The following is a 12,413-nucleotide window of genomic DNA, read 5'->3' on the forward strand; positions in this document are numbered from 1 at the left end:
GTTATGTTGTGGGCGTTGAAGCCCATCACGGATCGGGCGCACGATCAGGCGGTCGTCCAGGCTGCAGAACATGTAGGCGGACCCGCTACAGTCGTCCACATTTATGTGGAGCTGACTTGCCTCAGCGCCGGGACTCTCCTTTTGCATGACAGTGACGAAGTAGCCTGCGCGGATCCGAATGAGGGTACAACCCGCGCATTCTCGTCATCTCCACTGTCACCGGACCAATCCTCTTTCGAGGTGACGGGCGCTCCGGATGTCAGCTACACGGTGAAGGCCGTCTACGAAAATGGATCATCTGTTCAATAACCTCATCCCATCTCGGGAAGGCAACGCCGAGGACAGCTACCAGCAAGGTGGGCGGGCGCCACTGTCACTCCTCGTTTACTTCTTCCTCTTGCGATCTGCCTGAGCCAAAGCAGCTACAGAGATCAGCAGAAAGACCATGCCTACCGCGGTTCCCCAAAATCCGACGTTTCCCTGGGCTACGAGGATCAGAGACCACACAAGGCCGACTCCGGCGCATGTGGCGAGACTCCAACGGAATGTGCTCATCGTTCCTCCTGCGTTCATCAGACATGGACTGCTTGGCGCTAGGCTACCCGCATGGGGAAAGAGCCGGTCGGTAGGTTCGGCGCATTGACGCAAAAAGAAGCGCTGCTCTTGACTGTTGTTTGGATGGTCGGAGGTATTGCCACTGCTGTGCTCCGCCTGGCGAACGGTGAGTCCCTTCTCGTCAGCCTGCTGATCTCCTCAGGATTTTTCGTCGCCGCCGGACTCATGTTCGTGGCGTGGCGCATAGCCAAGAGCCGCGCCGAAAGAAACCGGAGTTAGTCCTTCAACGCCCAACCTTCTTCAGGGTGACGGGCGCCTGTTTGTTTCCTTAGCCGAGTTCTGAACTGATGGCGACCACCAACAGCACGGTGGTCACAAAGAAGGGGGCCGCGCCGAGTGAGAACCCAATCCAAGGCCATCGCCTGTGTTCGGGCCGGGCTGTGACGCGTTGGATAAGGGCCATGCAGGTGACGAGGAATGTCACCGGCAGGTACAGGTCGATCACCCACCTCCTGATGTGGAGGCGCTGTGCAAGCGTAGGATCCACCGGTGGTGTCAGCGAATCAGGGAGGCTCGCAGCACTAATGCTCAGCAGCGTCACGACCCAGATGCCGACCAAGGCAAGCAGCATCAAGATGGCAAGTGACCAGGCCGGGACGACGGGACGCCTGTTAGGCAAGTAGACCGTGACCAGGATCCCGAGCAATCCGAAGCCCGCCATGGCAACTCCACCCCATAAAACAGCGTCGCCCACCGCTGCCCCGATTTCTTGGGAATGGGTCTGGACAGCGTCTGTGGACAGGTAGACGAAGTGGTGCAGCAGGAGCACTTACGCGGGAAGGAGGGCCAACCCGATCAGCGTTCTCGCCCAGATGGACGACCACCAAGACGTACTATTCCTCGAAATGTCGGCTACGTTTGACTGCACTCGGGACTACCCCTTCTCCAGAGACTTCGCGCTATTGCCGTGGCAGGCACCGGCGAGTGACCACGCTCGGAAGTGCGAAGCCGCAGTTATTCCGTGTCGAGAACGGCGTCGCTTCTTGGTGCCCATGCCTTCTCCGAAACGGAGAGGTTCGACAGAGGAGATAGCCGGCAATGATCAAGATCAGATGGACCGCCGAGTTCATTCCGCCTTCTATGACCCATCCCTCGCCCCAGCGTGGTTTGGGATAGTTGGGATTGGGGAACGTCGATCCGTGTGTCGCCAAGACAGCGCTCACGGCGACTTGAATGAGGGTTGCTGCCACGAACCCTGAACGAAAAGCGAAGCGAGTGCCCTTGGATTGATTGCGTACAGCCAATGCCAGCACGGCGATAGACACAGCACCTACTGCCGCTATTGCCAGCAGTTGGGGAAAGCCAGGGTTTGGCTCGGTGACAGCGACCAACTGATTGTCGATGCCGAATACCGCGCCGCCACGGACTCCCACAATCTGTATGGTCAGGATGCCGATGAGGCACACGGTGGAAAAGCTGAGGAGCACTCCACCCGCGAACCAGATTACCTTCGTGATGTCATGCTCCTTTTTCTCGCTTTGTCTTCGCCATGCACCGGAAGGGAGTGGCTCGGAAGGCCCCGGCGTGAATAACCCTTATATGGACTGAACCTACCTGATGCGGCTCAGCAAGATCGGGAATTGATCAACGATCCCCAGCAACGAAAAGACCAGCCGCACAGACGATGCAGAGCGCACCGACCAAACTCAGGGAAAGCAGCGCTGTCCGCTGCGGCCCTAGCGGTTCCCCTTTCCGCCGCGGCCGCGCGATGTTGTAGATGGCCGATCCCATATTCAGGATCAGACCGACGGCGAGGAGCATCATTGCCTGCTGCTGCATGGCCCCATCGTTGCACCGCCAGCTGGGGAGACCGTATCGGGCTCTACCCGGCGGAGCCTGGTACGAGCCCAAGTGGGACGGCTACCGTGCGGTGATTGCCCGCGACGGGGATGAGACTTCCATCTGGTCGCGGCAGGGCAAGAATCTGTCTCGGTACTTTCCGGATCTGATTCTGATCAAAGCAGCGTCAGAGCAGCTGCCGCCGGGCTATGGCAGACGATCGTCGGCAATGCGCATCGAACGTCACCAAGTGGTTCGCTGACGGTATTGTTCAATCAGACGCAAGTCGATGAGCGTTAACCAGAACGGCCGATTCGTGAATGAATTATTCACGAATCGGCCGTTCTGGTTGTTGGGTGAGGGTCTGCCGCCCTACGCCGGCGCTATGTGCAGCAGTGGCAAGAGTTGGAAGGTCACCAGAAGGTTTACCAGGAACCCTGCGATGCCGGTAGCGCCGATGCCGACTGCGGCGCCGGCCAGAGCCTTGCCAGCCCCACGGCGTATTCCCGTTGCACCGAGAATCACGGCGGTGATGTTCAGAGCGATGACGATACCCCAGACGATGGCGGCGAAAGTGAAGAGGTTGTCGTAGTCCCCCCTGGCTGCTGCCTGCCGTGCGGAGATGGGGCCGGCGTAGGTGGCGAACCAGGTGAGCAGTACACCGATCGCTGCGGCGATAAATGCCGCCCATGCGATCTTGCCGGCCCGCCGACTGGTCGAAACGGGTTGCGCTCGGGAACCCGACCGGGCCTCGGGAGAAGTCTGCTGATCGCTCATATTCCGGAGTCTAACTGTGTCGCGTGGCACTGGGACCTACTTGCGTCTGTTTTGACAGGCGGATTTGAAAATCCATTCACCAGCGCCAAGGGTGTACCGGGTGGCTCAGCCCTTCAGCCGCGGCCGGGCCTCGGTAGGCGCACCGGGCGCACCTAGTCGAGACGACTGTCAGCTCCCCGCATGTTTCCGCGGGAGTCCTAGGCGCACTAGACCAAACACGAAGCACTACCAGTTCTATACCGTAGACCTACCAAGTGAAGCGGTCCGGAGGGTCGCCTCTTGGTAAGAACATTGGGCACTTCGCTATCGAAAACGGCGCCGACCTGCGGTTATACAAAAAGGAAGACCCGAACCTTGCGGTTCGGGCCTTCCTTTCATCCGGTGGAGGCAAGGGGACTCGAACCCCTAACCCCCTGCTTGCAAAGCAGGTGCGCTACCAATTGCGCCATGCCCCCGGAGGGTTTCGGCCGGTATCCGGCCGGCCGAGACGGAGTCAGTCGACTTTATCAGTCGCCTTGCTCCATGCGGATCTCTCCGCTTCGGATTCCTGCCACTTCTTATAAGCGAACACACCCGCGGCCGCGGCTGCCAACAGCAGCAACTTCTTCACGGTGTCCTCCCGAAATCGGTGGAATGGGTAAATCCGTGGGCGTACCAGGACTTGAACCTGGGACCTCTTCGTTATCAGCGAAGCGCTCTAACCGCCTGAGCTATACGCCCCCTGCCCTTGCGGGCCGAGATACGACTTTACAGTACGCCGGGCCGGAACTTCAAATCCGCTCAGTCGTCCGTCAGCGTGACCCCGATGCCGCCCACCAGCGTGGCCGAGATGTTGTACAGCACCGCGGACAACATGGCCAGCGCGGTCAGCAAGACCACGTTCACGACGGCGATGATGGTGGCGAAGGATGCAACCTGTCCCAGTGATGCATAGGAGCGCAGGTCGAAGCCGCCGCCCTCAGTACCGGCAATTTCGCTCAGAAGCCCGTTGACGCGGTCAAAAATGCCGGTGATGTCCAGCGTTGTCCAGAGCACGATCGATGCCACGACGGTGACGATGCCCAAGGCAACGGAGAGCAGGAAGGCCATCTTCAACACCGACCACGGGTCCACCTTGCTGACCAGCAGTCGGGCACGGCGGACCTTGGCTTTCGGCGCCGGCCGCACCAGTCCGGGCTGCCCGGCGGGGCGCTGCCCGCCGTTGGCCGGACGCTGCCCGCTGCTGGCCGGACGCTGGGCGGGGCGGGCGGGCGTGCCGCCGCGAGTGGTACCAGCCCGAGGCGCGTTGGCCGGCTGCGGGCGGGTGCCCGGCCGTGGCGTTTTAGGTGTACTCACTCGTTACCTCCGTTTTCCGGCGCCGGCGTTTCGGCTGCGGACTGCGTCATGTCTGCGTCCAACGGTACTTCATCGTTGGCCTGCGGCGCAGTTTCGGCGTCGGTTTCGGCATCGGTTTCCGCGTCGATCTCGGCGTCGATTGCGGTGCCGTTTTCGGGAGCTTCCGGAGCGTCCGGATTCTCGGTATCTTCCTCGTCGCCGCCCAGGCCCCGCTCGGAGTTCCGTGCCACGGCGATGATGCGGTCCTTCTTGTCCGGCTTGGCGAAAATGACGCCCATGGTGTCGCGGCCGCGTGCGGGAACGCCGGCGACGGACGAGCGGACCACCTTGCCGCTTTCCATCACCACCAGCACTTCATCCTCTTCCTGGACAATCAGTGCGCCGACCAAATGCCCGCGTTCCTCTTGGTACTTGCCCACCTTGATACCCAGGCCCCCGCGGCCCTGAACGCGGTATTCGTCGGCCAAGGTCCGCTTGGCGTAGCCGCCTTCGGTGACAATGAAGACGTAGGAGTCGTCGCGCACCACGCCGGCCACCAGGAGCTCGTCGTCTTCGCGGAACTTCATGCCTGTCACGCCCGAGGTAGCCCGGCCCATCGGCCGCAGGGCTTCGTCGGTGGCGGTGAAGCGCAGCGACTGGCCCCGGCGGGAAACCAGCATCATGTCGTCGGTTTCAGAGACCAGCCGCGCCGACACGAGTTCGTCGCCTTCGCGCAGGTTGATCGCGATGACACCGGCGGACCGGTTGGTGTCGTAGTCTTCCAGCCGGGTCTTCTTGATCAGCCCGCGTTTGGTGGCCAGCACCAGGTAGGGAGCCTGCTGGTAATCCTTCAGGTCCATCACCTGGGCAATGTGCTCATCCGGCTGGAACGCCAGCAGGTTCGCTACGTGCTGCCCCTTGGCGTCGCGTCCGGCTTCGGCCAGCTCGTAGGTTTTGGCCCGGTAGACCCGACCCAGGTTGGTGAAGAACAGCAGCCAGTGGTGCGTCGTCGTGACAAAGAAGTGCTCGACGACGTCGTCCCCCCGCAGTTGGGCGCCGCGCACGCCCTTGCCGCCGCGCTGCTGCGACCGGTAGTTGTCGCTGCGGGTGCGCTTGACGTAACCGCCGCGGGTAATGGTGACCACCATTTCCTCTTCGGGAATGAGGTCTTCCACGCTCATGTCCCCGCCGTAGCCCATCATGATCTGAGTCCGCCGGTCGTCGCCGAACTTCTCAGTAATCTCGGCCAGTTCCTCGCTGACAATGCTCCGCTGCAGTTCTTCGGAGGCCAGGATGCGGTTGAACTCTTCGATCATGCGTTCCAGTTCCGCGTGGCGGTCCTGGATCTTTTGCCGTTCCAGCGCGGCCAGGCGGCGCAGCTGCATGTCCAGGATGGCCCGGGCCTGCTGCTCGTCGATGTCCAGCAACTGCATCAGGCCGTCGCGGGCCTCTTCGGAGGTGGAGGAGGCACGGATCAGCGCGATGACTTCGTCCAAGGCGTCGAGAGCCTTGAGCAGGCCGCGCAGGATGTGCGCTTCTTGCTCGGCCTTGTTCAGCCGGAAGCGGGTGCGGCGGACAATGACTTCCAACTGGTGCGTGACCCAATGCCGGATGAAGGCATCCAGGGTCAGGGTGCGCGGCACGCCGTCGACGATCGCCAGCATGTTGGCTGCGAAGTTTTCCTGCAGCGAGGTGTGCTTGTAGAGGTTGTTCAGGACCACCTTGGCCACGGCGTCGCGCTTGAGCACGATGACCAGGCGCTGGCCGGTACGGCCGGACGTCTCGTCACGCAGGTCTGCGATGCCGGCGACTTTGCCGTCCTTGGCCAGTTCGGCAATCTTCATCGCCAGGTTATCCGGGTTGGCCTGGTAGGGAAGTTCGGTGACCACCAGGCAGGTGCGGCCCTGGATCTCCTCGACGTTGACCACGGCCCGCATGGTGATCGAACCGCGGCCGGTGCGGTAGGCGTCTTCTATGCCCTTGTGTCCCAGGATCTGCGCCCCGGTGGGGAAGTCCGGGCCCTTGATCCGCTGGATCAGGGCCTCGAGAAGCTCTTCGCGGCTGGCGGTTGGATTTTCCAGATACCACTGGACGCCGGCTGCCACTTCCCGCAAGTTGTGGGGCGGGATGTTGGTGGCCATGCCGACGGCGATGCCCGAGGAACCATTGACCAGCAGGTTCGGGAAGCGGGCCGGCAGAACGGTGGGTTCCTGGTTCTTGCCGTCATAGTTGTCCTGGAAATCAACGGTGTCTTCGTCGATGTCGCGGACCATTTCCAGCGCCAGCGGGGCCATCTTGGTTTCGGTGTACCGCGGGGCGGCAGCGCCGTCGTTGCCGGGTGAGCCGAAGTTGCCCTGTCCCAGCGCCAGCGGGTACCGCATGGTCCAGTCTTGGATCAGGCGGACCAGTGCATCGTAGATGGCCATGTCGCCGTGCGGGTGGTACTGGCCCATGACCTCGCCCACCACGCGGGCGCACTTGTTGAAGGAGCGCTCCGGCCGGTAGCCGCCGTCGAACATCGCGTAAAGCACGCGCCGGTGCACCGGCTTGAGTCCGTCCCGGACGTCCGGCAGTGCGCGGCCCACGATAACCGCCATGGCGTAGTCCAGGTAGGACCGCTGCATTTCGGTCTGCAGGTCAACCTGCTCCACCCGGTCCGTGAGGATTTCGCCCTCGATCGGCTCTTCGCCGATGCCTTCCGGCAGGTCCGGCGTCTCTTCGTCGCTCATCGTTTAAGTTCCTTTACGTCAAAGCCTGGTCGCGATCCGCTGCTTGGGTCCGCCGGCGGCGGGCCCCAGGGGACACGCTAGATATCGAGGAAGCGGACGTCCTTGGCATTCTGCTGGATGAAGGAGCGCCGGGATTCGACGTCTTCGCCCATCAGCACCGAGAAGATCTGGTCCGCTGCGGCGGCGTCCTCCATGGTCACCTGCAGCAGTGTGCGGTGGTCCGGGTCCATGGTGGTGTCCCACAGCTCCGTGTAGTCCATCTCGCCCAGGCCCTTGTACCGCTGGATGCCGTTTTCCTTGGGCAGCCGCTGGTTGTTTGCGAGGCCGCGGCGTACGGTTTCGTCTCGTTCGCGGTCGCTGAACACATAGTCGTGCGCGTGGTTAGACCACTTGATCCGGTACAGCGGCGGCTGCGCCAGGTACACGTAACCGTGTTCGATCAACGGACGCATGTACCGGAACAGCAGGGTCAGCAGCAGCGTGGTGATGTGCTGGCCGTCCACGTCGGCATCGGCCATCAGGATGATTTTGTGGTAGCGGGCCTTCTCGACGTCGAAGTCCTCACCGATGCCGGCACCGAACGCGGTGATCATGGACTGGACTTCGGCGTTGCTCAGGGCCCGGTCCAGCCTGGCCCGCTCCACGTTCAGGATCTTGCCGCGCAAGGGCAGGATGGCCTGGGTTTCCGGGTTCCGGCCGCGGACGGCCGAGCCACCGGCCGAGTCGCCCTCCACAATGTAGATTTCCGACTTGGATGGGTCACGGGACGAGCAGTCCTTGAGCTTGCCCGGCATGCCGCCGGATTCCAGCAGACCCTTGCGGCGGGTGGACTCGCGTGCCTTCCGCGCGGCCAGCCGGGCCTGCGATGCCTGGATCGACTTCCGGATGACGTCGCGGGCGGGGCCCGGGTTGCGCTCCAGCCAGTCGCCGAGCCCGTCCGTGACAACACGCTGCACAAAGCCCTTGGCCTCGGAGTTGCCCAGTTTGGTCTTGGTCTGGCCCTCGAACTGGGGTTCGCCCAACTTCATCGAGACGACGGCGGTCAGGCCTTCGCGGATGTCGTCGCCGGTGAGGTTGTCTTCCTTCTCCTTGATCAGGTTCTTTTCCCGCGCGTAGCGGTTGATCAAGGACGTCATCGCGGCGCGGAAGCCTTCTTCGTGCGTGCCGCCTTCATGCGTGTTGATGGTGTTGGCGTAGGTGTGGACGCTCTCCGAGTAGGAGGTGGTCCACTGCATCGCGATTTCCACCGAGAGCTTCCGCTCCGTGTCCTCGGTCTCGAAGGCAATGACCTCGGGGTGGATGACTTCCACCTTTTTGGAGGAGTTCAGGTGGGTGACGTAATCCAGCAACCCGTTGTCGTACTTGTAGACGACCTGGCGATGTTCCTGCGTGGTCTCGACCTCGGAACCGGCCGAGTCCAGGTCCACGTCTTCGCTGGACGGGGCGTGGGTTTCCGGGTGGCGTTCATCGGTCAGGATGATCTTCAGGCCCTTGTTCAGGAAGGCCATCTGCTGGAACCGGGCGCGCAGCGTCTCAAAGTCGTACTCGGTGGACTCGAAAATTTCCGGATCGGCCCAGAAGGTCTGCGACGTCCCGGTTTCGGTGGTCTCCTCGCCGCGGCGCAGATCGCCCACCGGCATGCCACCGTTGGCGAACGACTGCTGCCAGACGTAGCCCTGGCGGCGGATCTCGGTTTCCACTCGTGCGGACAAGGCGTTGACCACGGAGATGCCGACGCCGTGCAGGCCGCCGGAGACCGCGTACCCGCCGCCGCCGAATTTGCCGCCGGCGTGCAGGATGGTCATGACCACCTGGACCGTCGGCTTGCCTTCGGTCGGATGCATGTCCACGGGGATGCCGCGGCCGTTGTCCACCACGCGGACACCGCCGTCAGCCATCAGCGTGACTTCGATGGTGTCGCAGTAGCCCGCAAGTGCTTCATCAACGGAGTTGTCTACGACCTCATAGACCAGGTGGTGCAGACCACGCGGACCGGTGGAACCGATGTACATGCCTGGCCGCTTGCGGACGGCTTCCAGACCTTCGAGGACAGTGATGTCGCTGGCGTCGTAATGCTTGCCGTCGTTGCCCTCTGCCATTGCGGGTTCTGCGCCGGTGTTTTCCAGCTCGTTGTCCTCTGCCACAGTTGCCGTTGACTCCTTGTGTTCCGTCCGGATGGACTCGTGTGTCGGCGCCCCTCCAGCGTGAGGACGGGCGCCGCCCAGTCAATTCTACCGTGTCGGGACGGTGAATCCTGCACGAACATGCCTCTAAGCGGCACGGAAACCGGCTTTTAACGCCGCCGCCGGGTGCCACATGGGACGGTGTATGTCTGTAGGCCTCCGCAGCGCTCTGCATGCCGTTTACGCAAGCGCCTCCCGGACGATTCCGGATAGCACGCCTCGACGGGTCGAATCAGCCGTAGGTATCCCGCGGTCCGCGGCCGCTGACGGTCCGTTTGCCCTTACGCCAGTTGGGCGCGGCGGGCGCCAATACCTGGATTTTGGTCACGACGCCGGGGCCCAACTTGTCGGCAAAGCGCTTCAGCAAGTTGCTGTTCAGCAGTCTCAACTGCGTGGCCCAGGCGGTGGAATCGCAGCGCACTTGCACCGTCGTGTCCTCGAAGCTTTCGGGCCGGCAGTGGGCCGCAATGTCCGGGCCGACCAATTCATCCCACCGCGAAATCACTGACCCCACGGCCACGGGGGAGTTCCAGCCGCGTTCTGCGACGAACCGGTCGAACACCCTGCCCAGGCCCTGCGGATCGCGGCCGAAGTCCTGCGGTGTTGCAGCGGGCCGGTTACCTCGGGATTGACGACGGCGGCTGTTGGCCCGGGTGCGCACGTCGCCACGCGCGGCCGCCGCCAGGCGCACCCTGTTGAGGACCGCTTTCGCCGCGTCCAAGTCCTCCTCGGCACCTGCGCCGTGGGCGGGCTCCGCTGTCGGCGGCCCGGCCGGCTGCGGACGCCCCGCAATATCCGGCAGGCCGGATTGGACCGGCTGTTCTGCCTGTTCCTGCGCGTTCAGCCGGCGCTCAGACGGTTTCCTGGCCACTGGCCACGCCTCCCGGAACCACCTTGAACTGTTCGCCGCTCAGTGTTTCAGGGATGTCTTCGGCCACGGCGGCGGTCACGATCACTTGCTCGGCGCCGGCAACGATGCCGGCGAGCTTAGACCGGCGCTGGTTGTCCAGTTCGGCAAAGACGTCGTCGAGAATCAGGACCGGCGCCGCGCCGGGGGCAGGATCGTCATCGCAGAACACGTAGTAGGACGCCAGCCGCAGGGCCAGCGCCAAGGACCAGGTTTCGCCGTGGGAGGCGTAGCCTTTGGCGGGCGCCTGTCCCAGCATCAGTTCCAGCTCATCGCGGTGGGGACCCACCAGCGAAATCCCCCGCTCCACTTCGCGCTTGCGTTGCTGCTTGAAGGCGGCAAGGTAAAGCCCTGCCAGTTCCACAGTGCTCAGGGTCGCCAACGGCGGAAGGCCGGCGCCGCCGTCGTTCTCAACCTCGCCATCATCCGATAACTGGCTGTGGATGGTGGACCGGTACACGGCGGCAGCCCGCTTGGAGCCATCCGTCAGCGCCGCATAGGCCGCGTCCAGGTGCGGCTGCAGGAGGCCCACAAGTTCCAACCTCGCCTTCAGCAGCGCGGCGCCGGCCTCCGCCATGTGCTGGTCCCACACCTCCAGCGTCGCTTCATGAGCGGCGGTGAACCGTCCGCTGGCGCGGGCGGACTTGAGCAGCGCATTGCGCTGTTTGAGGACGCGTTCGAAGTCACTGCGCGTGGCCGCGTGATGCGGAACCAAGCTGGCCAGCAGCTCGTCCAGGAAGCGTCGCCGGTTGGACGGGTCGCCTTTGACGAGTGCCAGGTCCTCGGGAGCAAAGAGCACCGTGCGCAGGTGGCCCAAAATGTCGCGGGCACGCACCGGAGCGCCCCGGTTGATGCGCGCCCTGTTGGCCTTGCCGGCGGTGATTTCAAGCTCCAGCGACGTGCTGCGTCCACCGCGGTCTATCCTGGCGCGCACTAAGGAACGCGGGCTGTCGAACCGGATCAGCGGTGCGTCATTGCTGACCCGGTGCGAGGAGAGGGAGGCCAGATAGCCGATGGCCTCGACGATATTGGTTTTGCCGACGCCGTTTGACCCAACAAACACGGTAACGCCCGGCTTTAAGGCGATATCCAGCTGCGGGTAGGTGCGGAAATCAGTCAGCGAAAGGAATTCAACAAACAATGCGGTACTGCTACTTCGGCTCGGTGCCGTGGTTGGGCTGGGTCTGTCCGGGCTTCCTGACGGGATGCCCGCCAAACTGATTGCGCAGGGCAGCCACCATCTTCATGGCGGGGGCATCATCTTCGCGTGATGCGAACCGGGCAAACAACGCGGCGGTGATGGCCGGGGCGGGAACAGCGTGTGCGATGGCTTCTTCGACCGTCCACCGGCCTTCGCCGGAATCCTCGACGTAACCGCTGATCTGGCTCAAGCCGGGGTCTTCTTCGAGGGCCTTCACCATCAGGTCCAGCAGCCAGGACCGGACCACCGTTCCCTTTTGCCAGGCTCTGAAGGTTCCCGAGACGTCCTTGATGATGTCCTTGGCTTCCAGCAGTTCGTACCCTTCGGCGTACGCCTGCATCAGTCCGTATTCGATCCCGTTGTGCACCATTTTGGCGTAGTGGCCGGCACCGACGTCGCCCACGTGGACGAAACTTTCCTCCCGTGGACCTTCCGGCCGCAAGGCGTCGAAGAGCGGCATCGCTGCCTCGACCAGCTCGGCACGTCCGCCGGCCATCAAGCCGTAGCCATTCTCCAGACCCCACACGCCGCCCGATACGCCAACATCGAGGAAGCCAATCTCCCGGTCGGCCAGAAGCGCGTCATGGTCCCGGTCCGCGGTGAACTTGGAGTTTCCGCCGTCAATGACCAGGTCCCCGGCGGAGAGCTTGTCCGCCAGTTCGGTGATGACTGAGTCGGTAACCGAACCAGAAGGCACCATCACCCATACGGTGCGCGGGACCGGCAGTGACTGGATCAGTTCCTCGACTGATGCGGTGTCGCTGACCTCGGGGTTGCGGTCATACCCGGTCACCTCGATGCCACCGTCCCGAAGCCGCTGTCGCATGTTGAAACCCATCCGACCCAAGCCGATCAGTCCGATGTGCATGGTACTCACTCTTTCCTCTCGTCGATGGGCGGCTGGGGCG

13 protein-coding genes and 2 tRNA genes are annotated in these 12,413 nt (G+C 63.2%); 2 read left to right on the top strand and 13 right to left on the bottom strand.

The genetic code is table 11. From position 1 onward, the window contains the following. Window positions 1-606 precede the first annotated feature (606 nt). Complete coding sequence (locus AC5RW2_RS19065) at window positions 607-834, top strand: hypothetical protein (protein WP_493963612.1); 228 nt, start codon at window positions 607-609, stop codon at window positions 832-834. Window positions 835-883: 49 nt separating this feature from the next. Here the strand turns inward: AC5RW2_RS19065 and AC5RW2_RS19070 are convergent, their stop codons facing one another. The 3 genes from AC5RW2_RS19070 to AC5RW2_RS19080 all read right to left on the bottom strand — a co-directional run bounded on the left by AC5RW2_RS19070 (window position 884) and on the right by AC5RW2_RS19080 (window position 2,394). Continuing rightward, window positions 884-1,276 carry a hypothetical protein gene (locus AC5RW2_RS19070; protein ID WP_493963613.1) on the bottom strand — a complete coding sequence of 131 codons (393 nt, stop codon included), beginning with the start codon at window positions 1,274-1,276 and terminating at the stop codon, window positions 884-886. 238 nt (window positions 1,277-1,514) lie between these two features. Next, window positions 1,515-2,021 (bottom strand): hypothetical protein, encoded by a 507-nt coding sequence (locus AC5RW2_RS19075; protein WP_494074338.1) that lies wholly within the window; start codon window positions 2,019-2,021, stop codon window positions 1,515-1,517. 178 nt (window positions 2,022-2,199) lie between these two features. Then, a complete protein-coding gene (locus AC5RW2_RS19080; protein WP_493963614.1) occupies window positions 2,200-2,394 on the bottom strand; it encodes a hypothetical protein in 195 nt (64 codons plus the stop codon). Between AC5RW2_RS19080 and AC5RW2_RS19085 the strand changes: the two genes are divergently transcribed. Further along, window positions 2,393-2,656: an ATP-dependent DNA ligase gene (locus AC5RW2_RS19085; protein ID WP_493963615.1), complete on the top strand. Its 264-nt coding sequence runs from the start codon at window positions 2,393-2,395 to the stop codon at window positions 2,654-2,656. The two genes, AC5RW2_RS19080 and AC5RW2_RS19085, sit on opposite strands and share 2 nt — an antisense overlap. Window positions 2,657-2,766: 110 nt before the next feature. Here the strand turns inward: AC5RW2_RS19085 and AC5RW2_RS19090 are convergent, their stop codons facing one another. The 10 genes from AC5RW2_RS19090 to gnd form a co-directional block, all read right to left on the bottom strand. Then, the gene (locus AC5RW2_RS19090) at window positions 2,767-3,171 is read right to left on the bottom strand and encodes a hypothetical protein (RefSeq protein ID WP_493963616.1); all 405 of its coding nucleotides are present in this window, start codon (window positions 3,169-3,171) and stop codon (window positions 2,767-2,769) included. Window positions 3,172-3,553: 382 nt separating this feature from the next. Beyond that, window positions 3,554-3,626 (bottom strand) — tRNA-Ala (locus tag AC5RW2_RS19095). Between the two features lie 38 nt (window positions 3,627-3,664). After that, window positions 3,665-3,781, bottom strand: a complete 117-nt coding sequence (locus AC5RW2_RS19100) for a DLW-39 family protein (RefSeq protein ID WP_240691783.1) — start codon at window positions 3,779-3,781, stop codon at window positions 3,665-3,667. A gap of 36 nt (window positions 3,782-3,817) precedes the next feature. Continuing rightward, window positions 3,818-3,891, bottom strand: a tRNA-Ile gene (locus AC5RW2_RS19105). 60 nt (window positions 3,892-3,951) lie between these two features. Beyond that, window positions 3,952-4,506: a DUF3566 domain-containing protein gene (locus AC5RW2_RS19110; protein ID WP_493940592.1), complete on the bottom strand. Its 555-nt coding sequence runs from the start codon at window positions 4,504-4,506 to the stop codon at window positions 3,952-3,954. Continuing rightward, complete coding sequence (gene gyrA / locus AC5RW2_RS19115; protein WP_493963617.1) at window positions 4,503-7,214, bottom strand: DNA gyrase subunit A; 2,712 nt, start codon at window positions 7,212-7,214, stop codon at window positions 4,503-4,505. The genes AC5RW2_RS19110 and gyrA overlap by 4 nt, the downstream gene beginning before the upstream one ends. 77 nt (window positions 7,215-7,291) lie before the next feature. After that, on the bottom strand, window positions 7,292-9,313 hold the full coding sequence (gene gyrB / locus AC5RW2_RS19120; protein ID WP_493963803.1) for a DNA topoisomerase (ATP-hydrolyzing) subunit B: 2,022 nt from the start codon (window positions 9,311-9,313) through the stop codon (window positions 7,292-7,294). Window positions 9,314-9,629: 316 nt separating this feature from the next. Continuing rightward, complete coding sequence (locus tag AC5RW2_RS19125; RefSeq protein WP_493963804.1) at window positions 9,630-10,118, bottom strand: DciA family protein; 489 nt, start codon at window positions 10,116-10,118, stop codon at window positions 9,630-9,632. Between the two features lie 130 nt (window positions 10,119-10,248). Continuing rightward, window positions 10,249-11,445 carry a DNA replication/repair protein RecF gene (gene recF, locus AC5RW2_RS19130; protein WP_493963618.1) on the bottom strand — a complete coding sequence of 399 codons (1,197 nt, stop codon included), beginning with the start codon at window positions 11,443-11,445 and terminating at the stop codon, window positions 10,249-10,251. 10 nt (window positions 11,446-11,455) lie between these two features. Further along, the gene (gnd, locus tag AC5RW2_RS19135) at window positions 11,456-12,373 is read right to left on the bottom strand and encodes a phosphogluconate dehydrogenase (NAD(+)-dependent, decarboxylating) (RefSeq protein ID WP_493963805.1); all 918 of its coding nucleotides are present in this window, start codon (window positions 12,371-12,373) and stop codon (window positions 11,456-11,458) included. Window positions 12,374-12,413 lie beyond the last annotated feature (40 nt).

It is taken from the genome of Arthrobacter sp. B0316-1-20 (assembly GCF_059091865.1).

What these genes read in the sequence shown, in the direction of transcription:
- gyrB (WP_493963803.1), bottom strand. Translation starts at nt 9,313, where the DNA reads ATGGCAGAGGGCAACGACGGCAAGCATTACGACGCCAGCGACATCACT.
- AC5RW2_RS19065 (WP_493963612.1), top strand. Translation starts at nt 607, where the DNA reads ATGGGGAAAGAGCCGGTCGGTAGGTTCGGCGCATTGACGCAAAAAGAA.
- gyrA (WP_493963617.1), bottom strand. Translation starts at nt 7,214, where the DNA reads ATGAGCGACGAAGAGACGCCGGACCTGCCGGAAGGCATCGGCGAAGAG.
- AC5RW2_RS19080 (WP_493963614.1), bottom strand. Translation starts at nt 2,394, where the DNA reads ATGCAGCAGCAGGCAATGATGCTCCTCGCCGTCGGTCTGATCCTGAAT.
- AC5RW2_RS19070 (WP_493963613.1), bottom strand. Translation starts at nt 1,276, where the DNA reads ATGGCGGGCTTCGGATTGCTCGGGATCCTGGTCACGGTCTACTTGCCT.
- gnd (WP_493963805.1), bottom strand. Translation starts at nt 12,373, where the DNA reads ATGCACATCGGACTGATCGGCTTGGGTCGGATGGGTTTCAACATGCGA.
- AC5RW2_RS19090 (WP_493963616.1), bottom strand. Translation starts at nt 3,171, where the DNA reads ATGAGCGATCAGCAGACTTCTCCCGAGGCCCGGTCGGGTTCCCGAGCG.
- AC5RW2_RS19085 (WP_493963615.1), top strand. Translation starts at nt 2,393, where the DNA reads ATGGCCCCATCGTTGCACCGCCAGCTGGGGAGACCGTATCGGGCTCTA.